This window comes from Streptomyces hyderabadensis (assembly GCF_020404845.1).
Classification (GTDB): domain Bacteria; phylum Actinomycetota; class Actinomycetes; order Streptomycetales; family Streptomycetaceae; genus Streptomyces; species Streptomyces hyderabadensis.
In genome coordinates this window covers 17,899-43,718 of sequence record NZ_JAIOJZ010000024.1, presented here as the reverse complement: position 1 = coordinate 43,718, position 25,820 = coordinate 17,899, and the positions used below count along the sequence as shown (strand labels likewise).

The 25,820-nt window shown below is 73.0% G+C and carries 17 protein-coding genes and 1 pseudogene; 8 read left to right on the top strand and 10 right to left on the bottom strand.

The window, feature by feature from the left end; translation table 11 throughout:
- Window positions 1-113: 113 nt before the first annotated feature.
- Entirely contained in the window at window positions 114-1,166 is a 1,053-nt protein-coding gene (locus K7854_RS19820; protein ID WP_226027877.1) for a 2,3-butanediol dehydrogenase, read from the bottom strand.
- A gap of 529 nt (window positions 1,167-1,695) precedes the next feature.
- On the opposite strand from K7854_RS19820, the gene K7854_RS19815 reads away from it, so the two are divergent.
- Window positions 1,696-2,871, top strand: coding sequence for a Cmx/CmrA family chloramphenicol efflux MFS transporter (locus K7854_RS19815; RefSeq protein WP_226027876.1), 1,176 nt, complete (start codon window positions 1,696-1,698; stop codon window positions 2,869-2,871).
- Window positions 2,872-2,899: 28 nt separating this feature from the next.
- Entirely contained in the window at window positions 2,900-3,094 is a 195-nt protein-coding gene (locus tag K7854_RS19810) for a hypothetical protein (RefSeq protein WP_226027875.1), read from the top strand.
- Here the strand turns inward: K7854_RS19810 and K7854_RS19805 are convergent.
- From K7854_RS19805 to K7854_RS19785, 5 genes and pseudogenes are all read right to left on the bottom strand, one after another.
- Window positions 3,082-3,678: a GNAT family N-acetyltransferase gene (locus K7854_RS19805; protein WP_226027874.1), complete on the bottom strand. Its 597-nt coding sequence runs from the start codon at window positions 3,676-3,678 to the stop codon at window positions 3,082-3,084. The two genes, K7854_RS19810 and K7854_RS19805, sit on opposite strands and share 13 nt — an antisense overlap.
- Before the next feature lie 40 nt (window positions 3,679-3,718).
- On the bottom strand, window positions 3,719-5,008 hold the full coding sequence (locus K7854_RS19800; protein ID WP_226027873.1) for a hypothetical protein: 1,290 nt from the start codon (window positions 5,006-5,008) through the stop codon (window positions 3,719-3,721).
- Between the two features lie 121 nt (window positions 5,009-5,129).
- Entirely contained in the window at window positions 5,130-6,062 is a 933-nt protein-coding gene (locus tag K7854_RS19795; RefSeq protein ID WP_226027872.1) for a hypothetical protein, read from the bottom strand.
- A gap of 4 nt (window positions 6,063-6,066) precedes the next feature.
- Window positions 6,067-7,170, bottom strand: coding sequence for a C40 family peptidase (locus K7854_RS19790; RefSeq protein ID WP_226027871.1), 1,104 nt, complete (start codon window positions 7,168-7,170; stop codon window positions 6,067-6,069).
- A 182-nt stretch (window positions 7,171-7,352) separates the two neighbouring features.
- Window positions 7,353-8,756 (bottom strand): annotated as a pseudogene (locus K7854_RS19785) (alpha-amylase); the annotation flags it as partial.
- Window positions 8,757-9,016: 260 nt separating this feature from the next.
- Here K7854_RS19785 and K7854_RS19780 point away from each other — a divergent pair.
- The 5 genes from K7854_RS19780 to K7854_RS19760 all read left to right on the top strand — a co-directional run bounded on the left by K7854_RS19780 (window position 9,017) and on the right by K7854_RS19760 (window position 18,633).
- Window positions 9,017-9,961 (top strand): endonuclease/exonuclease/phosphatase family protein, encoded by a 945-nt coding sequence (locus K7854_RS19780; protein WP_226027870.1) that lies wholly within the window; start codon window positions 9,017-9,019, stop codon window positions 9,959-9,961.
- A gap of 38 nt (window positions 9,962-9,999) precedes the next feature.
- Window positions 10,000-11,010 (top strand): LacI family DNA-binding transcriptional regulator, encoded by a 1,011-nt coding sequence (locus tag K7854_RS19775; RefSeq protein WP_226027869.1) that lies wholly within the window; start codon window positions 10,000-10,002, stop codon window positions 11,008-11,010.
- Window positions 11,011-11,268: 258 nt separating this feature from the next.
- Complete coding sequence (locus K7854_RS19770; protein WP_226027868.1) at window positions 11,269-15,561, top strand: discoidin domain-containing protein; 4,293 nt, start codon at window positions 11,269-11,271, stop codon at window positions 15,559-15,561.
- A gap of 93 nt (window positions 15,562-15,654) precedes the next feature.
- Window positions 15,655-16,668: a LacI family DNA-binding transcriptional regulator gene (locus K7854_RS19765; RefSeq protein WP_226027867.1), complete on the top strand. Its 1,014-nt coding sequence runs from the start codon at window positions 15,655-15,657 to the stop codon at window positions 16,666-16,668.
- A gap of 183 nt (window positions 16,669-16,851) precedes the next feature.
- Entirely contained in the window at window positions 16,852-18,633 is a 1,782-nt protein-coding gene (locus K7854_RS19760) for an ATP-binding SpoIIE family protein phosphatase (RefSeq protein WP_226027866.1), read from the top strand.
- Between the two features lie 13 nt (window positions 18,634-18,646).
- Here K7854_RS19760 and K7854_RS19755 read toward each other — a convergent pair whose 3' ends face one another.
- Window positions 18,647-20,521 carry an ABC transporter ATP-binding protein gene (locus K7854_RS19755; protein WP_226027943.1) on the bottom strand — a complete coding sequence of 625 codons (1,875 nt, stop codon included), beginning with the start codon at window positions 20,519-20,521 and terminating at the stop codon, window positions 18,647-18,649.
- A gap of 195 nt (window positions 20,522-20,716) precedes the next feature.
- Here K7854_RS19755 and K7854_RS19750 point away from each other — a divergent pair, with 195 nt between their 5' ends.
- Window positions 20,717-21,616 carry a lysylphosphatidylglycerol synthase transmembrane domain-containing protein gene (locus K7854_RS19750; protein ID WP_226027942.1) on the top strand — a complete coding sequence of 300 codons (900 nt, stop codon included), beginning with the start codon at window positions 20,717-20,719 and terminating at the stop codon, window positions 21,614-21,616.
- Between the two features lie 21 nt (window positions 21,617-21,637).
- Here the strand turns inward: K7854_RS19750 and K7854_RS19745 are convergent, their stop codons facing one another.
- The 3 genes from K7854_RS19745 to K7854_RS19735 are packed head-to-tail and all read right to left on the bottom strand — an operon-like array spanning window position 21,638 to window position 25,715.
- Complete coding sequence (locus K7854_RS19745) at window positions 21,638-22,879, bottom strand: NAD(P)/FAD-dependent oxidoreductase (RefSeq protein ID WP_226027865.1); 1,242 nt, start codon at window positions 22,877-22,879, stop codon at window positions 21,638-21,640.
- On the bottom strand, window positions 22,876-24,279 hold the full coding sequence (locus tag K7854_RS19740) for an FAD-dependent oxidoreductase (RefSeq protein ID WP_226027864.1): 1,404 nt from the start codon (window positions 24,277-24,279) through the stop codon (window positions 22,876-22,878). The genes K7854_RS19745 and K7854_RS19740 overlap by 4 nt, the downstream gene beginning before the upstream one ends.
- Window positions 24,276-25,715: an FGGY family carbohydrate kinase gene (locus K7854_RS19735; RefSeq protein WP_226027863.1), complete on the bottom strand. Its 1,440-nt coding sequence runs from the start codon at window positions 25,713-25,715 to the stop codon at window positions 24,276-24,278. Before K7854_RS19735 ends, K7854_RS19740 begins: the two co-directional genes overlap by 4 nt.
- Between the last annotated feature and the right edge of the window lie 105 nt (window positions 25,716-25,820).

The window sequence follows — 25,820 nt, the reverse complement described above, 5'->3', positions numbered from 1 at the left end:
CGGTCCGGGACGGTATCCCCCGCCGTTCGCGCACCCGCCCGCCACCATCCGCGGTCCGGTCCGGACGCCCCCGCGGGCCGCGGGCCGTCCGGACCGGACCGTTTCGAGAAAGGTCAGCCGACCTTCAGCAGGACCTTCCCGCCGACGCCGCCGCGCAGCGAGTGGAGGGCGTCGATGATGCCCTCCAGCGGCAGCTCCTGCACCCAGCCGGTGGTGCCGTACACACCGTCGGCCATGGCCGCGATGACCGCGTCGAACTCCTCGGGCCGGTATCCGACCGCTCCGACGATCTCCGTCTCGCCCATCATGAGCTGCGTCGGCTGGAAGTCCGTCGGATGCTCGTGCAGCGCGGCGATCACCAGACGGCCACCGGGGACCAGACCCGCCAGCGCGGAGGTGATCGCCGGGCCCGCTCCCGCGGCGTCCACCGCGATGTCCACTCCGTCGCCGCCGGTGAGCGCGGCGACGGCGGCCGCGAGGTCCTCGTTCACGGGATCGACGACCCGGGCGCCCAGTGCGGCCATGAGGGCGCGACGGTCCGCGCTCGGCTCGGACACCAGCACCTTGTCCACACCGCGGGCCTTGAGCGCGAACCAGGTGCCGATCCCGACCGGTCCGGCCCCGGCGACGAGCGCGGTGCCGCCGGCCTGCACGCCGCTGCGTGACACGGCGTGCCAGCCCACCGCCATCGGTTCGACGAGCGCCCCCATGCGCAGGTCCACACCGTCCGGCAGTACGTGCAGCTTCGACGCGTCGACGAGGGTGAACTCCGACAGGCCACCACCCTCGACGTTCGACCCGAGCGAGCCCATCAGCCGGCAGGAGAAGGGCAACCCCTTCCGGCAGGCCCCGCACTCGCCGCAGGAGACCGCCAGAGGATAGACGGCACCGAGGTCGCCGACGTTCACGTCCGTCACGCCCTCGCCCACCTCGACGACGGTGCCGGAGAACTCGTGGCCGAGAATCTGCGGCAGCGTGGCACCGGTAAGAGGATGCGGCTGGTCCAGGTCGAACGGCAGCGACTCCGGATAGAAGTAGAAGTGGAGATCGGAACCGCAGATGCCGGCGAAGGCGTTGCGGAGCTTCACCTGCCCGGGTCCGGGACTGGGTTCCGGCACCTCCTCGATGCGAAGGTCTTCCTTGCCGTAGAACCGTGCGGCCTTCATGCTCCAACTCCTTCTCAGAGGCGGCCGGGACCACCGGTCGCCGTCGCTGCGGGCGCCAACCGCGTGTGACGTCCGGCGGCCGAGGACGTCTTCGTTGCATGCCGCCGTACCGCGGCACCCACTTCAGTGTCAGACGGCTCTGCTTGCGCAGGTCACCGCCATGCGTGGCGGATTTTGAGGTGTCGTCCCGCCATGCGCGCGCCGCCTCGGCAGCGGCGCGCGCACGGCGTGCGGCCCGGCCTCGTGGCGTGTACCGGCCGAAGGGGAAGCCCGGCTACGACAGCTGCTGGGACCGGGGCGCCGCGGAATCGAGATGTCCAGGCGGGGTGCGGTCGGGTACTGTGCGGCGCATGTCGAGTCCCGAGTCGGACAGGGTGGGGGCTTTCGGTCACCCCGTCAGCCCCCTGGATCCCTGAGTTCCCAGCCCCGCGCCGTACCGCGTTCCGCGGGCGCACGGGTGCGTGCCGGAGGGCCGGCCGTGGTGACGAGATGACCTCTCTCGTGCTTCTCCTCACCCCGGAGCCACTCGATGCCTCTCCCCTTGTATCTGCTTGCCGTGGCGGTCTGCGCCATGGGCACCTCGGAGTTCATGCTCGCCGGACTCCTGCCGGACATCGCCTCGGACCTCGGTGTCACCGTCGGGACCGCGGGCGCGCTCACGTCGGCCTTCGCGACCGGCATGGTGGTCGGCGCTCCCCTGGTGGCCGCGCTCGCCCGCGCCTGGCCCAGGCGCTCCAGCCTCCTCGCGTTCGTCCTCGCCTTCGCGGCGGCTCACGCCGTGGGAGCCCTCACCACGAGCTTCCCGGTCCTGGTGGCCACCCGGGTCGTGGCCGCGCTAGCGAACGCCGGTTTCCTGGCGGTCGCCCTGACGGCCGCCGCGGCACTGGTCCCGGCCGACCGGAAGGGGCGTGCGCTGGCCGTGCTGCTGTCCGGCACCACCGTGGCCACGGTCGCCGGCGTCCCCGGTGGGGCGCTCATGGGCACCCTGCTCGGCTGGCGGGCCACGTTCTGGGCCGTCGCCCTGCTCTGCCTGCCCGCGGCCCTCGGAGTGATGGCGGGAATCCCGGCGGGCCGGGTGCGGGCGGCGGCGGCCGAGGGGCCCTCACTCTCCGTCGAACTGGCACAGCTCAGGTCGCCCCGGTTGCTCCTGGTCATGCTGCTCGGCGCCCTGGTGAACGCGGCGACCTTCGCCGGCTTCACCTTCCTCGCCCCCGTCGTGACCGACACCGCCGGGCTGGGCGAACTGTGGGTATCCGTCGCCCTGGTGCTCTTCGGCGCCGGTTCGTTCCTGGGCGTCACCGTCGCCGGCCGGCTGTCCGACCGGCGCCCCGCCGCCGTCCTCGCGGTCGGGGGTCCGCTGCTGCTGGTCGGCTGGCCCGCGCTGGCGGTGCTGGCCGACCGGCCGGTCGCGCTGCTGGCCGTGGTGTTCGTGCAGGGCGCGCTGTCGTTCGCGCTGGGCAGCACGCTGATCGCGCGGGTCCTCCACGAGGCGGCGGGAGCGCCGACCATGGCCGGCTCGTACGCGACCGCCGCCCTCAACGTGGGTGCCGTCCTCGGGCCACTGGTCGCCGCGAGCACCCTGGGCGGCACGACCGGCGACCTCGGCCCGCTCTGGGCGAGCGGGCTCCTGGTCGCCGTCGCGCTGCTCATCGCGTTCCCCTTCCGCCGCGCGGTGAGCAACCGCCCAGCGGATTCGGGCCGTTGACAAGTGCGGCACCCTGCCGAATTCTGGCATGAGCACATCCAGCACCACACAACTCGCACCACGCACCACGCACCACGCACCACGCACCTCGCGACAGGTACCACGCACCACCCTCACGGTCACACCGGCTGCAACGGAAGGACGCGGCATGGCGCAGAAGATCGAGATCCGCCCGCTGGACAAGAAGGAGACCACCGGCGACAGCAACAGTCAGGGCGCCTGAAGCAGGGGGCGTGGTCCGGCGCCGTCGTGGCGCCAGACCATGCTCTGCCCGGCCTCCGCCGCGGTCTGCGGCTCGTCCGGTTCTACGCGCAGCAGCCGGTAACCGATCCGGGGCGGGATCTCGGCGCTTCGGACGTTGGCCCGGTCGCAGTGGATCTCCATGGCCTCGACACCGGGCAGACCGAGGCCCTCCTCGGTCAGCGCGGCCGCGGCCCGGGTGGCCAGACCCCGGCCGGTGGCCGGGGAACAGACCCAGTAGCCGATCTCCAGGACGCCGTCCTCGCCGTTCGGGAACATCGCGCCCCCGCCGAGCACCTTGTCGAAACGGTCCGCCGGGGTCAGGACGTAGACGAACGACCGGCCCGCGTCCCAGTCCGCGTCCTGTTCGGCGCGGAAGCCCTCGGTCTCCTCCCGGGTGGGCGGATGCTGGGCCCAGCGGAGCCACTCACCGAGGTGCTCGACGTCGGCGGCGACCGCGTCGATGAACGCGTCGTCGGAGACCAGTGAGCGCCGTCGCAACACGGCGGCGCCGCCCGGCAGTTCGATGTTCTCTCGCGGAAGCCTGGAAAGAGATCCTTCTGTCATGTCTGCATCTTGGCGTACCCGAACGCCCGCTTGAAGAGGGCTACACCGGCCCGGTGCACGGTGCGAGAAGCTCCGGAACCTGTCGGAAGTCGTCGAGGGCCGCGTCGAACTCCTTGACGGCGGTGCGGAAGCAGGCCCGGTCCGTCAGGGCCACGGCCAGCGCCCCGCTCCCGGCGGCCGGGTCCGCGCGGCGCAGCCGCCGGGCCAGCGCGACGCCCTCGTCGAACAACCCGCGCACGCGTTCCGCGAACAGGTGCGTGCGCAACTCCCAGTGGACCGCCGAGCGTACGGTGAGCACCCGTTGCAGCCGGACCAGCTCCGCCAGGTGGTCCGGGTCGTCCGCCGCGCGGAGCGCGAGCCGGTCCACGTCGGCCCGCAGGGCTTCGCGGCTGTCGAAGTACCGCTCTCTGACGTCGGGCGACCAGTGCTGGGGCGCGGTGCCGACGGGCGGGCGCGGTCGTCCCGGCACCGGTCGCTCGCTCTCGGCCGCGGACATGGAGAACAGGACGGACCAGAACGTGGTCTGGTATCCGCTCCACGACTTCCGCTCCCCGTGCGCGGCCAGTTCGCCGAGCAGGGCGAGCGCCTCTTGCCGCGCCGCCGCCGCCTCGCCGTGCCGCAGCGCGGCGTCGAGCATCTGGGCGTACCGGATCAGGGCGTAGAGGTGACAGGCCTGTGGCCCACGGTCGTTCGCGGCCTCCGTCGCCTCCATGCCGACCAGTTCCGCCATGACGGCCAGCGCTTGCCCGGGCCGGCCGGCCGCGTCCAGGGCGGCGATCCACTCCAGCAGTGACCAGGCGAAGGCACCGCTCGCCGGACCGTGCGGCCGTGCCCGGGCCACCGACTCCGCGAGCACCTCCGCGGCCTCGGCGTAACGGCCCTCCTCCAGGAGGCCGGTGGCCCAGGCCGACAGCCCGAGCACCGTCCCGCTGCCGGACGCCTCGGCCCGCGCCCGCCCGACGGCGAGCATCTCGGCCCGCACGGCGAGCCCCTCCGCGCGCCGGCCGATGTCGTAAAGCGCCCACTGGCAGGAGTCGAGCGCCTCGTAGAGGACGTCCGCGTACTTGGCGTCGGCGGGATCGACGGCGCGTGCGGCGGCCACCGCCTCCTGGCGCAGCGCGAGGCGGTCCAGTGGACGGTCCGCGTAGACCCGGTCGTGACTGAGCTGCCGCAGGGCGCGGGCCAGCGGCGGCAGGTACGCCGCGGGGCTGACCCGGGCAAGCACCCGGTAGGCGTCGACCTCCTCCCGCGGTGTCCGTCGTCCGGAGGCGAGGAGGGTGTTCCGCGCGCGTACGACGCTGTCCTGGTCGACCTCTGTGGGTTCGGGCATGACGAGGATTCTCGGCCTCGTCGGCGCGCCGGGGAAGCCCGGCGGGCTGTGCCGTCCGTCCTACGCGACGGGCCCCTGAGCTGTCATGATGGGTGTGGTGTCGCCGCGTGGCGCCCGGCCCTCAGGAGGACTGCCCGGGGGACCGGCCGGCCCGCCGGGTGAAGCGCCGCAGACCGCGCCGGGTGGGCTTGAGGGGCTTGTCCTCGGGGGCGACCGGTGCCGGGACCTGGCCGGGACCCGCGGGCAGGGCCGCCGCCGCGGGCGCGGGCCCCTGCGGTACGGCACGGCCGGCTTGGGCGAGGCGGCCCCGCACGGCCTGGGCCATGGCGTGGTGGGCCGGTTCCTGCAGCAGGCCCGCCGAGGACAGCCGCTCCCACATGTGCAGCAGTTCCTGCCCGCGGGTGGCCACCTGGCCCTCGTCCCACAGCCGCTGCCAGGCCGCGGTGGCGCGGGCCACGTCGGGGGCGGCCCGGTTCAGGTCGGTGCGGCAGCGGATGCGGGCCACGGTCAGCGCGAGCACGGTGGAGAGCATGTAGTCGCCGCGCAGATAGGCGAGGTACGCCTCGATCGCCCTCGCCTCCAGGGACAGTTCGTCCTCGGCGCCCCGGCGCAGCGTGAGGTGTTCCCGCAGCGCGCTGGCGAGGACGAACGCGGCGTGCAGCTCCTCGCGCTGCGCGTGCTGGATGATCCGCTCGACGCGGGCCAGCGGCGGGAACGCCTCCTCCTCGGCGGCGGTCCGCTCGCGCCCGGGCGGCAGGTCCTCGTCCTCGCCGATGGTCCGGCTGGAGCCGTCGGGGTGCACCCGCAGCCGCGCCACCTGCTGCGCGGTGCGGTCGATGACGGTGGCCGCGACCGGCGCCCCCAGGGTGCGGGCGAACATGGCGACGGCGTCGAGGATGGCCTCGTTGGGCGGCCGCACGCCGCCCATGTCCAGCAGGTGGCCGTTGACCACCGTCGACCCGTCCTCGGCCACGTAGGCGTCGAGGCGGATCAGCGGCGGGGCGCCGCGTGCGGGCAGGTTCTGCTGGTCACGGGGCGTCAGGGAGTGGCTCATCCGTTCAGGCTCCGGGGCGTACGACGCCGAGGACGGGCATGGAGGCGGCCGGCGCGGTGGTGATGCTGCGGCCGGGCCGCGGGGCGTGGACGATCTGTCCGCCTCCGATGTACATGCCCACGTGGGTGGCGTCGTTGTAGTAGATGATCAGGTCTCCGGGGCGGGCCGAGGACAGGCTGACGCGGGTGAGTCCGCCCCACTGGGCCTGCGAGGTGCGGGGAATGGGGTGCCCGGCCGCCGCCCAGGCCGCGGAGGTGAGGCCGGAGCAGTCGTACGACGACGGGCCCACGGCGCCCCACACGTAGGGTTTGCCGATCTGGGCCATCGCGAAGCCGACGGCCTTCGCGGCCGCTCCGCTCGCCTGCGTCCCGCCGCCCGGCGCTCCCCCGCTGCCCTTCCCCTTGCCCGCCGAGCCGCCGGAGGAGCCGCCGCTCTGCGTCCACCTGGCCTCGGCCTCGCGGGCCCGCTGCCGCTCCAACGCGGCCAGCCTGCGGGTCTGTTCCGCTTCGAGGCCCGCCTCGATCCGCTCGGCCGTGGCGATCTTCTTCTCGATCTTCTGCTTCGCCGCGGCCTTGTCCGCTCGGCTGCTCTTCAGCTCCCGCAGTTCCTTCGTGGCGGCCTCGGTCTGCTCGCTCAGCTCCTGGCGGGCGGTCTTCTGGGTCTCGGAGACGTTGACCAGGCCGCGCATGGCCTGACGGGCCTGGGACGCCTCGTCGAGGGCCTGGTCGGGGTGGTCGCCGAGCAGCAACTGGATGCCGGTGGCGGCGAGGTCGCCCCCGCGGTACTGGGTGCGGGCGGCCGCACCGGCGAGGTCCCGCAGGTCCTTCACCCGCTTCTCGGCACGGGTCAGGTCCTTGCGCAGGGCCGTCAGCCGCTTCTCCTGTTTGGCCGCCTTCTCGTTGGCGGCGTTGTACGCCTCGGTGGCCACTTCCGCCTCGCGGTAGAGGCCGTCCAGTTCGGCACGGATGTCCTCGATCGACTTGTCGTCCTGGGGGCCGGGTTCGTCCGGCGCCGCGTAACCGGGGCCGGGCGACAGGAGGATCGCGCAGACGAGGGCTGCTGTGGCGCCCCGGCTCAGTAACCGTCTGCCGCCGGTCGACACGTTCATGAGCTCCACTTTCAGAGGTCGCGTGCGGGCGGCCCGGGCGGACGGCTGCCGCCGCGGTCGCCACCGCGGGTCACGCGGTGGGCCGTTCGAGCCTTGAACACACTACCTTCCCCCGAACGGCCCACCTCGGTCTCCCCGCGTGTGTCAGCTTGCTCACACGCAACGGTTCCTCGTGGTCACGACCCGTCGCAGGTGCGTGCGCCCACGTGGAGGGCCACGGCCGTACCGGCGCCCAGCGTGGCGGTGAACCGGCCTGCCCCGTCGACCGTGACGCCGTTGCCCGACTGGACGTCGCAGTAGTCCCCCGCGGGCAGCGAGGTCTGGAACGTACGGGTCAGCGGGGTGCCCTCGTGGTTGATGGCGACGTACGCCTTCGAGCCGCGGCCGAAGGCGATCCGGTCGCCGCCGTCGTCCCACCAGTCGGTCACGGCCTCGCCGCGGGCGGTGTTGCGGAACGCGACCATGGCGGAAATCTCGCGCCAGGCGTGCTGGCACTTCCAGCCGTCGCTGTAGCAGGCGTTGACCTGCCCGCCGTTGGGCGGGCCCGCGTCGCGGTCGGTGAACTCGTAGCCGGAGTGGACGTCGGGGCTGCCGTACGGCCAGGCCAGCATGAAGACGTGCGCCAGGGTGTAGGTGGCGCCGTCCTGGTAGGTGAGGGTCTCGCCGTTGCGTTCGGTGTCGTGGTTGGTGACGAAGACGGCGGCCCGGTCCGAGGGCAGGTAGCCCCAGGCCTCGCCGAAGTTCTTCAGGTAGGCGAGGTTCTCGTTGGTGAAGACGCGCTTGAGGTCGCGCGCGTACCGGAACTCCTGCACGTCGCCGCTGCCGAGGTACTCGGCCGGGGAGACCGCCTCGCCGGCGCCGTAGATCGCCTCGTGCTTCCAGTACACGTCGGGATCGCTGAGCCGGGACTTGATGTCGGCCAGGTCGGCGGCGGCCATGTGCTTGGCCGCGTCGATGCGGAAGCCGTCGACGCCGAGGGACAGCAGGTCGTTGAGATACCCGGCGATCCTCCCCCGTACGTAGTCCTCGCCGGTGTCCAGGTCCGCGAGGCCGACCAGTTCGCACTCCTGGACGTTGAAGCGGTCGCCGTAGTTGCTGATCTGCGCGGTGCAGTTGTCGAGGTCGTTCGAGGAGTAGGTGCCGGGATAGTCGTACTTGGTGTACGACGAGCCGCCGGTGCCCGTGCCGTTGCCGGCCGACATGTGGTTGACGACCGAGTCGGCGACGACCTTCACACCGGCCGCGTGGCAGGTGTCGACCATGCTCTTGAACTGGGCGCGGTCGCCGAGCCGGCCCGCGATCTTGTAGCTCACCGGCTGGTACGAGGTCCACCACTGCGCGCCCTGGATGTGCTCCTGCGGCGGCGAGACCTGGACGAAACCGTAACCGGCGGGGCCGAGCGTGTCGGTGCACGCCCGGGCGACGGAGGTGAACTTCCACTCGAACATCACCGCCGTGACGTCCTTGCCGCCGGGCGGAGCCGCCTGTGCCGGTGCCGCGGTGGCGAGGAGACTGCCGGCCACGCCCGCGGTGAGGGCGAGCGCGGTGGCCGTGACTCTTCGCGCCGTGCTGGTTTTCCCGTGCATGGAGCCTCCCGTGTGAGGATGCGGGTGTCCGGAGTGCGGTGCCGGGGGTGGTGTCAGGGGAGTCGGCACACGCTTGCAACACATTGCAGCAAGACGACTGCAAGAGGTTGCGGTCGTGACCGTAAGGGCGGGTTCAACCACGGTCAACCCTCTGGACACGCCCCTCCGGATCCCTTCACCAGACCGCTGCACACCGGCAACTCCGGCCGACCGCAAGAGATTTCTGCAAATTTCCCTCGAGGACGAGGAGATGGGGCGCGATGACCGACTGGGCCGCCTGGACACGAGGGCGGGGACGGGTGCTCGCCGGGGTCGCGGTGGTCACCGCCCTCCTGCTGTCCTTCCACGGATCGGTCCCCAACGGCGTGGGGGGCCTGGGGAGTCTGCTGGAGTCCTTCCTGCCGTGGCTCGGCGTGGTCGTGGTGGTGCTGCTCGTCCTGGCCCTGGTGCGCCGCTCGGCGCTCGCGCTGCTGGCCCTGCTCCTGCCCGTGGCCGCCTGGACACACCTCTTCGGCGCGCTGCTGCTGCCCGCTCCGGAGCCCGGCCCCGGGGACCTGGTCGTGGTGCAGCACAACGTCAGCGACGAGAACACCGACCCCGAGGGCACGGCACGCGCCCTGGCCCGTGCCGAGCCCGACCTGGTCGCGCTGGAGGAACTGGTGCCGCCGGCACTGGACGGCTACGCGAAGGCCCTCGCCCCCGACTACCCCCACCGGGTGGTCCGGGGCACCGTCGGGCTCTGGTCGAAGTATCCGCTCACCGGCTCCCGTCCCCTCGACATCAAGCCGCGGGGCATCGAGGAGGAGTGGGAGCGCGGACTGCGGGCCGTGGCGCACACACCGCGCGGGGCCGTCGCCGTCCTCGTGGCGCACCTGCCGTCGGTCCGGGTGGGGCCGAGCGGCCTCGCCTCGTCCCGGCGGGACGAGAGCGCCCGGCTGCTGGGCGACGCCCTCGCCGGGGAGGAGCTGCGCCGGGTGGTCCTGCTCGGCGACCTGAACGGCACGGTCGACGACCGGGCGCTGGCTCCCCTGACCGACTCGCTGAACGTGGCCGAGCGGGGCCTCGCCCTCAGTTTCCCGGCCGGATTCCCGCTGGCCCGGATCGACCAGGTGATGGCCCGCGGCGGGACCGTCGGCGCCCTCCGGACCCTGCCCGCCACCGGCAGCGATCACCTGCCGGTCGTCGCCCGGGTCATCTGGGATTGAAGCAAACCGCTTGCGGTGTTTGCGTTAGCCTTTCGGGCGTGACACGACGACTTGCTCAGGTGGCGAAGAAGGTTGGGGTCAGCGAGGCCACGGTCAGCCGGGTGCTCAACGGCAAGCCGGGGGTCTCGGAGGCGACCCGGCAGTCCGTGCTGAGCGCGCTGGACGTGCTGGGCTACGAGCGGCCCACCCAGCTGCGGGGCGAGCGCGCCCGGCTGGTCGGGCTGGTCCTGCCCGAGCTGCAGAACCCCATCTTCCCGGCGTTCGCCGAGGTCATCGGCGGCGCACTGGCCCAGCAGGGGCTGACGCCGGTGCTGTGCACCCAGACCAAGGGCGGCGTCTCGGAGGCCGACTACGTCGAGCTGCTCCTGCAGCAGCAGGTCTCCGGGGTGGTGTTCGCGGGCGGCCTGTTCGCGCAGGCGGACGCCCCGCACGACCACTACCGGCTGCTCGCCGAGCGCAACATCCCCGTGGTGCTGATCAACGCGTCGATCGAGAACCTGGACTTCCCGTGCATCGCCTGCGACGACGCCGTCGCCGTCGAGCAGTCCTGGCGGCACCTGGCCTCCCTCGGCCACGAGCGCATCGGCCTCGTCCTCGGCCCCTCCGACCACATCCCCTCCCGCCGGAAGCTGGCCGCCGCCCACGAAGCGGCCCGGTCCGCCGGCACGGAGCTGCCCGAGGAGTTCGTCGAGCGGGCCATGTTCTCCCTGGAGGGCGGCCAGGCCGCCGCCGCCCGCCTGCTCGACCGCGGCGTCACCGGCATCATCTGCGCCAGCGACCCCCTCGCCCTCGGCGCCGTCCGCGCCGCCCGCCGCCGCGGCCACCACGTCCCCCACGACGTCTCCGTCGTCGGATACGACGACAGCGCCTTCATGACCTGCACCGAACCACCCCTCACCACCGTCCGCCAGCCCATCGAAGCCATGGGACGCGCCGCCGTCGACCTCCTCTGCGCCCAGATCCAGGGCACCGAAGTCCCGCACGGCGAGCTGCTCTTCGAACCGGAACTCGTGGTCCGCGGCTCCACCGCGCAGCCGTCCGGCGACTAGCCGGCCCCTCACCTCCTCTCGACCGCAAGTTCCTTGCGGGAAATGACAGCGACTTGCGGCTGCTCGACGTAGCCCGTGAAAGTCGCTGATCCGAGGCGTGCCCGGACGTCCGCCCGGTTCTCACCGACCCCACCCGACGCTGTCGCGCGCCGACTTTCCGCTGCTCACCCTGTAGACGACTCAACATTTCTCTGCAACTCTGCGAGCGCTCAACGTAAATGTCAGCGAACTTTGAGTGTCTACCTGATGTGGGGACAGATGAGAAACCGGAACTGGAGATCACGGGCCCTGTGCACCGTGGTCGCGACCAGTCTCCTGGCGTTGGGAGGACCGCTGCTGTCGGCCACGGCAGCCGGTGGACCCAACATCGCCGTGGGGGACGCCACGGCGGCGAGCAGCTCGCACGGCGAGTACGGCGCCGCCAACATCACCGACGGCAACCAGGGCACGTACTGGCAGAGCGGCGGCAGCAGCCTGCCCCAGTGGGTACAGACCGACCTCGGTGCCACCGAGCGGATCGACGAGGTCGTCCTGAGACTGCCCGCGGGCTGGGAGAGCCGCAAGCAGACTCTCTCCGTCCAGGGCAGCGCCGACGGCACCAGCTTCAGCACGCTGAAGACGTCCGCCACCTACGCCTTCGACCCGGGTTCGGGCAACACGGTCACCGTGTCCTTCCCCGCCACCCAGACCCGGTTCGTGCGGGTGAACATCACGGCGAACACCGGGTGGCAGGCGGCCCAGCTCTCCGAGCTGGAGGTGCACGCCGCCGGGGAGTCGTCCGCCAACCTCGCCGCCGGCCGGCAGCTGACGGCGAGCAGCTCCACGGGCGCGTACACCCCGGGCAACGGCAACGACGGCAACAAGGCCACCTACTGGGAGAGCGCCAACAACGCCCTGCCGCAGTGGCTCCAGGCGGACCTCGGGTCCTCGCGCCGGGTGAACCGCGTCGTCCTGCGGCTGCCCGACGGCTGGCCGAACCGCACCCAGACGCTGAAGGTCCAGGCCAGTGAGAACGGCTCGGACTTCACGGACCTGACCGCCGCCAAGGCGTACGCCTTCGACGCGGCCGGCGGTCAGTCGGCCACCGTCACCTTCGACGCGGCCACCGCGCGCTACGTGCGGGTCCTGGTGACGGCCAACACCGGTCAGCCCGCCGCCCAGGTCTCCGAGCTGGAGATCTACGGCCCCGAGACGGGCGACACCCAGGCTCCCACCGCGCCCGCGAACCTCGCGTTCACCGAACCGGCCACCGGGCAGATCAGGCTCACCTGGAACGCTTCCTCGGACGACACGGCGGTCACGGGGTACGACATCTACGCCAACGGCGATCTGCTCACCTCGGTCGCCGGGGACGTCACCACGTACACCGACACCCGGCCGGCCGGCACCACGGTCACCTACTACGTGCGCGCCAAGGACGCGGCAGGCAACCAGTCGGGCAACAGTAACTCGGTCACCCGCCGCGCCGACACCGGCGACACCCAGGCACCCACCGCGCCCGCGAACCTGGCCCTCACCGAACCGGCCGCCGGCCAGGTCAAGCTGACCTGGGACGCCTCGACCGACAACGAGGGCGTCACCGGGTACGACGTCTACGCCGACAACAAGCTCCGCAAGAGCGTCGCCGGGGACGTCACCACGTACACCGACACCCAGCCGGCGTCGGCGACCGTGACCTACTTCGTGCGGGCCAGGGACGCGGCCGGCAACGAGTCGGGCAACAGCAACTCCGTGACCCGCACCGGCACCGGCACCGGCGGGTCGAACCTGTCCGTCGGCAAGCCGATCAGCGCCTCGTCCTACATCCACACCTACGTCGCCGAGAACGCCAACGACAACAGCACCTCCACCTACTGGGAGGGGGCGGCGGGCAGCTACCCGAACACGCTGACCCTGAAGCTGGGCGCGAACGCGGACGTCGACAGCGTCGTCCTCAAGCTCAACCCGGACACCAGCTGGTCCAAGCGCACCCAGAACGTCCAGGTGCTCGGCCGCGCCCAGGACGCCTCGGGCTTCACCTCCCTGGTGGCCGCGAAGGACTACGTCTTCGACCCGGCCAGCGGCGGCAACAGCGTGACGATACCCGTCGGCGAACGGACCGCGGACGTCCAGCTGAAGTTCACCTCCAACACCGGGGCGACGGCCGGGCAGGTCGCCGAGTTCCAGGTCATCGGCACTCCGGCACCCAACCCCGACCTCGAGGTGACGAACCTGACCACGTCGCCCGACTCCCCCGTCGAGTCGGACGAGATCACGGTGTCCGCCACCGTCCGCAACAGCGGCGCCGCGGACGCCCCGGCCGGCAAGGTCGCCCTGCGGCTGGGCGGCACCAAGGTCGCCACCGCCGACGTTCCCGCCCTGAAGGCGGGGGCGCAGAGCACGGTCAGCGCGTCCGTCGGGGCACGCGAGGCCGGTTCGTACGAACTGAGCGCGGTCGCCGACGAGGCGAACGAGATCATCGAGCAGAACGAGACCAACAACACCTATACGCGGCCCGATCCGCTGGTGGTCAAGCCGGTGCAGAGCTCCGACCTGGTCGCCGCCGCCGTCACCACGTCGCCGTCCAGTCCGGCCGCCGGTGACGACGTGACCTTCAAGGTCGCGCTGAAGAACCAGGGCACCCAGGACTCGGCGGACGGCGGCCACGCGGTGACGCTCGCCCTGCTGGACGCCAAGGGCGCCACGGTCAAGACCCTGACCGGCGAGCACTCCGGCGTCATCGCCGCGGGCAAGACGGCCCCGGCCGTGAGCCTCGGCACCTGGAAGGCGGCCAACGGCTCGTACTCGCTGAAGGTCACGGTCGCCGACGACGCGAACGAACTGCCGGTCAAGCGGGAGAACAACACCTCCACGCAGCCGCTGTTCGTCGGGCGCGGCGCGAACATGCCGTACGACATGTACGAGGCGGAGGACGGCACGGTGGGCGGCGGTGCCACCGTGGTCGGCCCCAACCGCACCATCGGCGACATCGCGGGCGAGGCGTCCGGCCGCAAGGCCGTCCACTTGGACAAGACCGGCGAGTACGTCGAGTTCACCACGAAGGCGGACACCAACACCCTGGTGACCCGCTTCTCGATCCCGGACGCGCCGGGCGGCGGCGGCATCGACGCCACGCTCAACGTGTACGTCGACGGCGTCATGAAGAAGGCCCTGCCGCTGACGTCGAAGTACGCCTGGCTGTACGGTGCCGAGGCCTCGCCGGGCAACTCCCCGGGCGCGGGCGCCCCGCGGCACATCTACGACGAGGCGCACCTCATGCTGGGCGAGACCGTCCCGGCGGGCAGCACGATCCGGCTGCAGAAGGACGCGGCGAACACCACCGACTACGCGATCGACTTCGTCAACCTGGAGCAGGTCTCCGCGCTGCCCAACCCCGACCCGGCGGCGTACGCGGTGCCGGCCGGCTTCACGCACCAGGACGTGCAGAACGCGCTCGACAAGGTCCGCATGGACACCACGGGCAAGCTGGTGGGTGTGTACCTGCCGCCCGGCGACTACCAGACGTCGAGCAAGTTCCAGGTGTACGGCAAGGCGGTGAAGGTCATCGGCGCCGGTCCCTGGTTCACCCAGTTCCACGCGCCGACCACGCAGGACAACACCGACATCGGCTTCCGTGCCGAGGCGAGTGCGAAGGGCTCGACGTTCGCGAACTTCGCCTACTTCGGCAACTACACGTCCCGTATCGACGGGCCGGGCAAGGTGTTCGACTTCTCCAACACCTCGGACATCGTGATCGACAACATCTGGAACGAGCACATGGTGTGCCTGTACTGGGGCGCCAACACCGACCGGATGACGATCAAGAACTCCCGGATCCGCAACATGTTCGCCGACGGCATCAACATGACCAACGGCTCGACCGACAACCTGGTGTCCAACAACGACGCCCGGGCGACCGGCGACGACAGCTTCGCGCTGTTCTCGGCGATCGACGCGGGCGGCTCGGACATGAAGAACAACCTGTACGAGAACCTCACGACGACGCTGACCTGGCGGGCCGCGGGTCTGGCCGTCTACGGCGGTTACAACAACACCTTCCGGAACATCCACATCGCGGACACCCTGGTCTACTCGGGCATCACCATCAGCTCGCTGGACTTCGGCTACCCGATGAACGGCTTCGGCACCGATCCGACGACCTTCGAGAACGTGTCGATCGTCCGGGCCGGCGGACACTTCTGGAACGGGCAGACCTTCCCCGGCATCTGGGTGTTCTCGGCGTCCAAGGTGTTCCAGGGGATCAGGGTCAACAACGTCGACATCGTCGATCCGACCTACAGCGGCATCATGTTCCAGACGAACTACGTGGGAGGCCAGCCGCAGTACCCGATCAAGGACACGGTCTTCACCGACGTCTCCGTCACGGGGGCGCACAAGAGCGGTGACGAGTTCGACGCCAAGTCCGGCTTCGGCCTGTGGGCCAACGAGATGCCCGAGGCAGGGCAGGGACCGGCGGTCGGTGAGGTCACCTTCAACGGGCTGAAGCTCAGCGACAACGCCGTCGACATCCGCAACACCACGTCCACCTTCAAGATCATTCGCAATCCGTAGGACCGGCCTGCAACGGGGATCGGCAACGATTGTTGTCGGACAGGTCACTGACTGGCGCAAGTCTCTTGCGAGACTTGCGCTAGTCTTGCGTTTGTGACACGACGACTTGCTCAGGTGGCGAAGAAGGTTGGCGTCAGCGAGGCCACGGTCAGCCGGGTGCTCAACGGCAAGCCGGGGGTCTCGGAGGCGACCCGGCAGTCCGTGCTGAGCGCGCTGGACGTGCTGGGCTACGAGCGGCCCACCCAGCTGCGGGGCGAGCGCGCCCGGCTGGTCGGGCTGGTCCTGCCCGAGCTGCAGAACCCGATCTTCCCGGCGTTCGCCGAGGTCATCGGCGGCGCACTGGCCCAGCAGGGGCTGACGCCGGTGCTGTGCACCCAGACCAAGGGCGGTGTCTCGGAGGCCGACTACGTCGAGCTGCTGCTGCAGCAACAGGTCTCCGGGGTCGTCTTCGCAGGCGGCGGCCTGTTCGCGCAGGCCGACGCCCCGCACGACCACTACCGGCTGCTCGCCGAACGCAACATCCCCGTGGTGCTCGTCAACGCCTCCATACCCGATCTCGGCTTCCCCTGCGTCGCGTGCGACGACGCGGTCGCCGTGGGGCAGTCCTGGCGGCACCTGGCGTCGCTGGGGCACGAGCGCATCGGCCTCGTGCTCGGCCCCTCCGACCACATCCCCTCCCGCCGGAAGCTGGCCGCCGCGCAGCAGGCCGCCGAGGCGGCGAACGGCGCCCTGCCCGACGCCCACGTGGAACGGGCCATGTTCTCCCTGGAGGGCGGCCAGGCCGCCGCCGCCCGCCTGCTCGACCGCGGCGTCACCGGCATCATCTGCGCCAGCGACCCCCTCGCCCTCGGCGCCGTCCGCGCCGCCCGCCGCCGCGGCCACCACGTCCCCCACGACGTCTCCGTCGTCGGATACGACGACAGCGCCTTCATGACCTGCACCGAACCACCCCTCACCACCGTCCGCCAGCCCATCGAAGCCATGGGACGCGCCGCCGTCGACCTCCTCTGCGCCCAGATCCAGGGCACCGAAGTCCCCCACCGGGAGCTGCTCTTCGAACCGGAACTCGTCGTCCGCGGCTCCACGGCACAGGTGGCCGCCCGGTAAGAGGCCGCAGTATCTGCGGCTCACTGTCAAATAATTACAGAATTGACGCGAGATACTGCGTTCACTTGTCCATGGTGATTGAGGACCGTTCATGAGCCCGGCCGCTGCAGGGGGGTACCGCCGTCGCCGGGCGACTCGTGGCAGGGCAGAATCAGGACAGGAGGCCGTGGGAGGAGGCGACACGTGCGGGAACGAGCGTGGCTGGGCGGCCTGCGCCGCCCCCCGAATCCCCTCGTGAGCGGACACCGGGCGGCGCGGGGTGCGCTGCGGTCGATGACCGAGGCGCTGGGCGCGCGACGCCGGCTGGCCTGGTTGAACGCGGCGGACCTGAGCATCGGCACCACGCTCGACGTGCGGCGCACGGCGGAGGAGCTGGCCGGCTTCACCGTGCCGGAGCTGGCCGACGGCGCCGCGGTGGACCTGCTGGACTCGGTGCTGCGGTTCCAGGACGGCGACCGGGCCACGGGCGGGGAGGCGCCGCGGCTGAGGGCCATGGCGGTGTCCGAGGTCGAGGGCCTGAACCTGGCGCCCGATCCGGTGGGCGAGCTGTCGGTGCACACCGCGGACCGGCTGGGGCAGCGGGTCCTGACCACCCGGCGGCCGGTGCTGGTGTCCCGGATGACGCGCGCGGACTTCGCCGTGATCGCCCCCTCGCGCGAGTCCTCGGACATCATGCGCCGGGCGGGCGTCCACTCCTACCTGGCGGTGCCGCTGATCGCCCGCGGGGTGCTGCTGGGGCTGGCCGACTTCGTCCGGGCCGGCCACCGGGCGCCGTTCAACCGGACCGACGTGGCGCTCGCCATGGAGCTGGCGTCCAAGGCCGCCGTGTACATCGACAACGCCCGGCTCTACGGGCGCGAGCGCGACCACGTGGTGACCCTGCAGCGGGCACTGCTCCCCCGGTCCAGCCCGAGCACCCCCGGTCTGGAGGTGTCCTCGTGCTACGACCCGGCCGCCGATCCGGCCGCCGTGGGCGGCGACTGGTTCGACGTGGTAGCGCTGCCCAGCGGCCGTACCGCGCTGATGGTCGGCGACGTGATGGGGCGCGGCCTGGCCGCCGCCGCGACCATGGGCCGGCTGCGCACGGTGGCCCGGACCCTGATGGCGCTGGACATCGCGCCCGAGCGGCTGCTGGCCCGGCTCGACCTGGCCGCCCGCGACCTGGAGGAGGACCAGGTCGCCACCTGTCTGTGCGCGGTCTACGACCCCTGCGGCGGCACCTTCCGCATCGCCAGCGCCGGGCACCCGCCGCCCCTGCTGACCGGGCCGGACGGCGCCGTCTCGTTCCTGGACGTGCCCGCGGGCGCGCCGCTGGGAGCGGGAGTGATCCCCTACGACCCCGTCGAGCGGCCGGTGCCCGAGCGGAGCCGGCTGACCCTGTACACGGACGGGCTGATCCGGTCGCGCACGGCCGACCTCGGCACCCAGTTGGAGCGGCTGCGCGAGGCGGTCGGCGACGGTCTGCCCGAGGACGCCACCGAGTGCCGCACGGTGGCCGAGCGGGTCGGCGACGACCGGTCGGACGACGCGATCGTGCTGGCCGCCCACACCCGGCCGCTCGGTCCGGAGTGCGACGTGTACGTGCGGACGCTGCCGCCGGACGGCAAGGCCGCGGGGCAGGCCCGTACGGCGGTGCGGGAGCAGTTGGCGCGGTGGGGGCTCGACGAGCTGGTGGACACCACGGAGCTGGTGGTCAGCGAGCTGGTGGGCAACGCCCTGCGGTACGGCAACGCCCCCGGCGAGCTGCGGCTGTTGCGGCACGAGCGGCTGTCCGTGGAGGTCTCCGACTCCGGTCCCGACCTGCCGCAGATCCAGCACGCGGACGTCAGCGACGAGAGCGGGCGCGGCCTTCAGCTGATCAACATGATGTGCCGGCGCTGGGGCTCGTGCCGCACGCCCGGCGGCAAGGTCGTCTGGGCCGAGCAGGACCTGCCCGTGCGGGCCGGGACGCCCGGGGCGCCGTAGCGGCCGAGCCGTCCTAGGCGGCCTTGTCCAGGGCCGGGCGTCCGAACTGGGTGCGGTGCAGCTGGGCGTAGCGGCCGTCGGCCGCGAGGAGTTCCTCGTGGGTGCCGCTCTCCACGATGCGGCCGGCCTCGACCACCAGGATGCGGTCGGCCGCCCGGATCGTGGACAGCCGGTGCGCGATCACCACGGCCGTCCGGTCCTGGAGGGCTTCGGCGAGGGCTTCCTGGACGGCCGCCTCGGAGGTGTTGTCGAGGTGGGCGGTGGCCTCGTCGAGGATGACGACGCGCTGGCGGGCCAGCAGCAGCCGGGCGATGGTCATGCGCTGGCGTTCGCCGCCGGAGAGCCGGTAGCCGCGCTCGCCGACCACGGTGTCGAGCCCGTCCGGCAGGGACCGCACGAGGTCGGCCAGGCGGGCGCGGCGCAGCGCCGCCCACAGCGCGTCCTCGGTGGCGTCCGGCCGGGCGAGGAGCAGATTGGCCCGGACGGTGTCGTGGAAGAGGTGGCCGTCCTGGGTGACCATGCCGACGGTGTCGCGCAGCGAACGCGCGCTCAGGTCGCGGACGTCGACGCCGCCGACGCGGACGGTGCCGCCGTCGGTGTCGTACAGGCGCGGCAGCAGTTGGGCGATGGTGGACTTGCCGGCGCCGGACGAGCCGACCAGCGCGATGGTCTGGCCCGGTTCGGCGCGGAAGGAGAGGCCGTGCAGCACCTCTTCGCCGCCGCGGGTGTCCAGGGAGGCGACCTCTTCGAGGGAGGCGAGGGAGACCTTGTCGGCGGACGGGTAGCCGAAGCGGACGTCGTCGAACTCGACGGCCACGGGGCCGTCGGGGACCGGGCGGGCGTCGGGCTTCTCGTCGATGAGCGGGGCCAGGTCCAGCACCTCGAAGACCCGCTCGAAGCTGACCAGGGCGCTCATGACCTCCACCCGGGCCCCGGCGAGCGCGGTCAGCGGCGCGTACAGGCGGGTCAGCAGCAGGGCCAGCGCGACGACGGCGCCCGGGTCCAGGGTGCCGCGCAGCGCGAGGAAGCCGCCGAGGCCGTAGACGAGGGCGAGGGCGAGCGCGGAGACGAGGGTGAGCGCGGTGATGAAGGCGGCCTGGGCGGTGGCGGTGCGTACGCCGATGTCGGCGACCCGGCGGGCCCGGTCGGCGAACTCGGCGGACTCCTCCTCGGGGCGGCCGAACAGCTTGATCAGGGTGGCGCCGGGCGCCGAGAAGCGCTCGGTCATCCGGGTGCCCATGGCGGCGTTGAGGGCGGCGGCCTCGCGCTGCATCCGGGCCATGCGGCGGCCCATCCGCCGCGCCGGGAGCACGAACACCGGGAGCAGCACCAGGGCGAGCAGGGTGATCTGCCAGGACAGGGTCAGCATGACGGCCAGGGTGAGCAGCAGGGTGACCACGTTGCTGACCACGCCGGACAGGGTGTTGCTGAAGGCGCGTTGGGCGCCGATGACGTCGTTGTTGAGACGGGAGACGAGCGCTCCCGTACGGGTGCGTGTGAAGAACGCGACCGGCATGCGCTGCACATGATCGAACACGGCCGTCCGCAGATCGAGGATGAGTCCCTCCCCGAGCGTCGCCGAGAGCCTGCGGGAGAGGATGCCGAGCACCGCCTCGGCCAGGGCGATGAGCGCGATGAGCAGGGCGAGGCGCACGACCGTGCCCTCGTCGCCGTCCGACACGATCGCGTCGACGACCTTTCCGGCGAGGACGGGGGTGGCGACGGCCAGCAGCGCGGTCGCCACCCCGAGCAGCAGGAAGCGGACGATGCGGCGGCGGTGCGGGCGGGCGAACGCGCCGATGCGGCGCAGCGTGGCGCGGGCGAAGGGGCGGCGCTCGGCTTCGGCGTGCATGACGCTGTACAGCTGCGTCCAGGCCGTGGTCTCCATACTCATGCGGGCGACGGTAGAACCTCGACCAACCTTGAGGTCAAGGCGGCGCCGCCCGCGGTCCGTAAGCCCGTGTCCGCGCGTCGGCCATCCGTAGTTGGCGCGGCTGGGGGAATGTCTTGTGCTGTGACGACTGCGGTTCGAGTCCCCGTGAAGCCACTTCTGCACCGCGTCCCGGTCCGCCGGGTCCTGTGCGTGCTTCTGCTGCTCCTGGTGGGTGTGGTCGCCGTCCGGCACCGGTCCGTGCTCGCGGAGGGCTTCGGCCAGCTCGCCACGGCGCGCTGGCCCTGGCTGCTGGCCGCGGCCGGGGCGACCTGTCTGACCTGGGTCGCAGCCGCCTGCACCCGGCAGGGCGCGGTGGTTCAGCGGCTGCCCGCGCGGCGGCTGCTGGCCACCCAGTTCGCGGCGGGCGCGGCCAATCACCTGCTGCCGACCGGCCTGGGCGCGAGCGCGGTGAACCTGCGGTTCATGACGGTGTGCGGGCTGCCGCTGGCCCGTTCCTCGGCCGCGCTCGCGCTGTACCTGCTGGCGGAGAGCGTCGGCCGCCTCGCCCTGCTCGGCGCCCTGCTGATCGCCTTCCCCGGCGCGCTGCGGCTCGGCACCCTGCTGCCCGAGTCGGCGGTGGGGCCGCTGCTGGTGGCCGCGGGTGCGGTCCCGGTCGTGGCGGCGGGGGCACTGGCGCTGCTGCCCCGGCTGCGCGGCGCGCTGGTCTCCTTCCTGCGGACGGCGCTGGGCGAGGCCCGCTCGGTGCACGCCCGGCCGGCACGCGCGCTGGCGTTGTGGGGCGGGGCGCTGGCCTTCCCCGCGTTGCAGGCCTCGGCGCTGGTCCTGGTGGGCCGGTCGCTGGGACTGGCGCTGCCGGTCGGGCACATGGCGGTGGCGTACCTGGCGGCGACGGTGGCGGTGGCACTGGTGCCCACGCCGGGCGGCATCGGCTCGGTCGAGGCGGCGCTGGTCGTGGCGCTGGTGGCGGCGGGCGGTCCGGCGGCGGTGGCCACCGCGGTGGTGCTGGCGTTCCGGCTGCTGACGGTGTGGCTGCCGCTGCTGCCGGGGGCACTGACGTTGGCGGCGCTGGTGCGGGCGCGGGTGATCTGAGGGGGCTTGCCGGGCGGACGGTCAGGTGACGGTCACGTGCACCGGTCCGCCGTCGGGATCGACCAGGTGCGTCCAGCGTGCCGTCAGGGTCAGCGGGCGGTGCGGTACGGCGGTGGCGCGGCGGCAGCGCTCGCGGTGCAGGGGGCGGCCGTCCTGGGTGACGTACAGGACGGGGCGGGGCAGCGGGAGCGCCGTGCGCAGGAGGTAGGGGAGGCGGTCGGCCGGGGTGACGCGGTTCGGGGCGATGCGCAGCAGCGGCGGCTCGGCGACCAGGGGGACGCCGCCGGGCCATTCCGGGTCCGTGGGATCCCCTCCCGTGCCGTCCGTGAGCCAGTCGCGTACGGCGGTTGCGGCGTGCGCGCCCTCGCGGGCCGCCGTGGCGGCGCTCTCGACGGCGTGCAGGACGCTGCCGACCGCGAAGACGCCGGGCCGCGAGGTGCGCAGGGCGCCGTCCACGGCGGGACCGCGGGTCCCGGGGTCCAGGACCAGTCCGCCGCGCCGGGCGAGTTCGTGCTCGGGGACGAAGTCGCCGGTGAACACGACGGTGTCGCAGGGCAGCGTGGCGGTGCGGCCGTCGCGGTGGCGTACCCGCACGCCCGACAGGCGCCCGCGGCCCAGGAGTTCGGTGACCGTGGTGCCGGTGAGCACGGGGGTGCGGTGCCGCAGGCGCGCGTCCAGTGTCCGCGCGGGGGCGGCGGGGGGCCGGGGCAGCTCCGTGACCAGGGCGACGACCCGGGCTCCGGCCGCCCGTACGGTGTCGGCGGCCGCGTGGGAGACCTGCTCGGCGCCGACGATCACCGCGCGGGTGCCGATGTGCTGCCCGTACAGGTGGACGGCCTGCTGGAGTTCGCCGGTGGTGTAGACGCCGGCGGGCCGGGTGCCGGGCACGAGGCGGGCGGCGCGGGGCCGTTCGCGGGCGCCGGTGGCCAGGACGACCGCGCGGGCGGCGAGGGTTTGCACGCCCTGCGGCCCGACGGTGGTGAGGGCGCGCGGGCCCGCCCAGTCGAGGGCGGTGACGCCGGTGCGCAGGCCGGCCCCGGCGTGGACGGCCGCCTCGGTGAGGAGGCGGGCGTAGGCGGGGCCGGTCCACGCGTGCGGCCGGTTCCCGAAGCCGCGGTGCGCGCAGTGCCTGGGCACTCCCCCGGGTGACTGCTCGCGCTCCAGGACCTCGACGCGGGCGCCCGTCGTCGCGAGCAGGGACGCGGCGGCGAGTCCGGCGGGACCGGCGCCCACCACGAGGACGTCGACGTGTCGACTTGTCACCGCTGCGCCTCCTCGAACAACGCGCGTACCGCCGCCCCGCAGTAGAAGCCCTGGCAGCGGCCCGCCCGGGCCCGGGTGCGGCGGCGCAGTCCGTCCAGGGAACGGGGCGGGACCGGCCCGGCGAGGGCGTCGCGGATCTCACCGCGGGAGACCCGTTCGCAGTGGCAGACCAGCACGCCGTACTCCGGGTCGGCGGCGACCAGCTCCGGCCGCTGGTGCGGGCGGGGGGATGCCTCGCCGAGCCTGGGCATGCGGACCGGTTCGAGCGGACGGCTCGGCCCGAGGTCGAGGCCGGTGCCGGCGAGCAGGCCGGTGACGTGCTCGGCGATGGCGAGGGAGGCGGTGAGGCCGGTGGAGCGGATGCCGCCGACGGTGACGTAGCCCTGGGCGGGGTGGGCGGCGATGCGGTAGTCGTCGTGTTCGGTGGCGGCGCGCAGGCCCGCGTAAACGGCGGTGACCTCCTCTTCCAGCAGTGCGGGGAGGATGCGGCGGCCCTGTTCGCGCAGCCGGTGCAGTCCCTCGGCGGTGGAGCCGGTGGCGCGTTTGTCGTCCAGGTCCTCGGCGGTGGGGCCGAGCAGCACGTTGCCGTGGACGGTGGGGGCGACCAGGACGCCCTTGCCGAGTGCGGTGGGGACGGGCAGCAGGATGTGGTTGACGAGGGCGCGGGCGAACTTGTCGTGGACGATGAGCTGGCCCCGGCGCGGGGTGACCGTGAAGTCGTCGTGGCCGAGGCTCCGGTCCAGGGTGTCGGCGTGCAGTCCGGCGGCGTTGACGAGCCGTCGGGCGTGCAGCGTGCCGCGCGGGGTGCCGAGCCGGTGCACGCCGTCCGTGCGGCCGGCGTGCGTCACGGGCGCGTTGAGGTGCAGGTCGACTCCGCCGCGGACCGCCTGGACGGCGTACGCCAGCGTCGTCGTCCACGGGCAGATGATGCTCTCGCCGGGTACGTGCAGGGCGCCGAGCGCACCGGGGCCGAGGTGGGGTTCACGGGCGTAGAGGTCGGCGGGGCCGAGGAGGCGGGTGTCGTGGTACTCGTTGCGCACGGCCTTCCCGGCGAGCCGGGGCAGCGCCACGAGCTGCTCCGTGTCCCAGGCGACGAGCAGGGCGCCGACGCGTTCGACGGGAATGTCCGACTCGGCGGCGTACGCGGCGAGTTCGCGGGCTCCCTCGCGCACGAGCCGGGCCTCCAGCGAGCCGGGCACGGCGTCGAACCCGGTGTGCAGGATGGCGGTGTTGGCCTTGGAGGTGCCCTGCCCGACGTCGTCCTGCGCCTCGACCAGGGCGACGCGCAGCTCCGGGTGGTGCGCGAGCCGCCGGGCGATCGCGCACCCGACGACCCCGGCACCGACGACCGCCACGTCGTACGGCCCGGCCGGCAGCGCCCCCGACGCGGTGACGGTCATGCCGGGCCCCCGGCGAGCAGGGCGGCGACGGCGGTACGGAAGCGGGTGCGGCGCTCGGTGGCCTCGTCGGCGGAGACGCGGGGCTCGTACACGGTGGTGGGCCCCGTGTCGGGGAGCGCGTCGGCCAGGGTGAGCGTCGGGTCCGCGCCGAGCCGGGCCAGGGCGCCGACGCCGAGCGCGGTGGCGTCCGGCAGGGCGGACACCTCGATGGGGCGTTGCAGCAGGTCGGCCTGGGTCTGCATGAGGAGCGCGGAGCGGGTGAGGCCGCCGTCGACGCGCAGTAAGGTCAGCGGATCGCCGAGGTCGGCCGCCGCCGCGTCGGCGAGTTCGGCGACCTGGGCGGCCAGCCCCTCGCACAGGGCGCGCGCCAGGTGCCCCGGGGCGGTGTCCAGGCCCAGGCCGGTGAGCGAGCCGCGCAGGTCGCCGCGCCACCAGGGTGCGGCGAGCCCGGCCAGCGCCGGGACGAAGGTGACGCCGCCCGCGTCCGGCACCGCGGCACCCACCGGGTCGAGGTCGGCGGCGCCGGTGATGACGCCGAGGTCGGTGAGCCAGCGCACCGCGGAGGCGGCCGTGTACACCTGGCCGTCCAGGCAGTGGTCGGTGCGTCCGCCGAGCCGCCAGGCGACGCAGGCGGCGAGTCCGGAGGTGCCCCGGCGCGGTGTGCCGCCGGTGTGGGCGAGGAGGAACGCGCCGGTGCCGTAGGTGCACTTGGCGGTGCCGGGCTCGGTGACGCGCTGGGCGAGCAGCGCGGCCTGCTGGTCGACGGCGAGGCCGGTGAGCGGGAGTTCGGGGCCGAAGGCACTGGTCGTGCCGGTGTGGGCGGCGTTGTCCACAATGTCCGGGAGTCGTTCGCCCTCCAGCCCGTACAGTTCCACGGCGCGAGGCGACCACTGGGCGCCGTCGAGGTCGAGGAGCCCGGTGCGCGAGGCGGTCGCGGCGTCCGTGACGTGGGCGCCGGTGAGGCGGTGGACCAGCCAGCTGTCGGAGGTGGTGACGTGGCCCGCGCGGGTGAGGTGGCGTCGGATCCAGGCCATTTTCGGCGCGGCGAAGTACGGGTCGAGGGGCAGGCCGGTCAGGTGGCGCAACTCGTCGGCGTGGTCGTCCAGTTCACCGCAGATCACCTCCGCCCGGCGGTCCTGCCAGACCAGCGCGTCGGTGAGCGGTCGGCCGGTGTCCGGGTCCCAGGCGAGCACGGTCTCGCCCTGGTTGGCCAGGCCCAGCGCGGCGACCGGCTCGCCCGCGTCGGCGAGCGCCCGGCGCCCGGCGTCGACCACCGAGTCGTACAGCTCCTCCGGGTCCGCCTCCACCCGGCCGCCGGACAGGTGACGGGGCCGGACCGCGGCGAAACCGGTGCCGATCACGCCCCGTTCGGGGCAGACCACCAGCGCCTTGGTGCCGGAGGTGCCCTGGTCGACGGCGAGTACCGAGTCCGGCACCAGCACCTCCCGGCTCCCGCGCCGACGGTCTCGGCGATCACTGGGCGCCAGCCTGCCCTCGCGGACACACCGCGTCAAGGGTGACTGACGGTCAGTCAGTTCCCG

What these genes read in the sequence shown, in the direction of transcription:
- K7854_RS19820 (WP_226027877.1), bottom strand. Translation starts at nt 1,166, where the DNA reads ATGAAGGCCGCACGGTTCTACGGCAAGGAAGACCTTCGCATCGAGGAG.
- K7854_RS19815 (WP_226027876.1), top strand. Translation starts at nt 1,696, where the DNA reads ATGCCTCTCCCCTTGTATCTGCTTGCCGTGGCGGTCTGCGCCATGGGC.
- K7854_RS19810 (WP_226027875.1), top strand. Translation starts at nt 2,900, where the DNA reads ATGAGCACATCCAGCACCACACAACTCGCACCACGCACCACGCACCAC.
- K7854_RS19805 (WP_226027874.1), bottom strand. Translation starts at nt 3,678, where the DNA reads ATGACAGAAGGATCTCTTTCCAGGCTTCCGCGAGAGAACATCGAACTG.
- K7854_RS19800 (WP_226027873.1), bottom strand. Translation starts at nt 5,008, where the DNA reads ATGCCCGAACCCACAGAGGTCGACCAGGACAGCGTCGTACGCGCGCGG.
- K7854_RS19795 (WP_226027872.1), bottom strand. Translation starts at nt 6,062, where the DNA reads ATGAGCCACTCCCTGACGCCCCGTGACCAGCAGAACCTGCCCGCACGC.
- K7854_RS19790 (WP_226027871.1), bottom strand. Translation starts at nt 7,170, where the DNA reads ATGAACGTGTCGACCGGCGGCAGACGGTTACTGAGCCGGGGCGCCACA.
- K7854_RS19780 (WP_226027870.1), top strand. Translation starts at nt 9,017, where the DNA reads ATGACCGACTGGGCCGCCTGGACACGAGGGCGGGGACGGGTGCTCGCC.
- K7854_RS19770 (WP_226027868.1), top strand. Translation starts at nt 11,269, where the DNA reads ATGAGAAACCGGAACTGGAGATCACGGGCCCTGTGCACCGTGGTCGCG.
- K7854_RS19755 (WP_226027943.1), bottom strand. Translation starts at nt 20,521, where the DNA reads ATGGAGACCACGGCCTGGACGCAGCTGTACAGCGTCATGCACGCCGAA.
- K7854_RS19740 (WP_226027864.1), bottom strand. Translation starts at nt 24,279, where the DNA reads ATGACCGTCACCGCGTCGGGGGCGCTGCCGGCCGGGCCGTACGACGTG.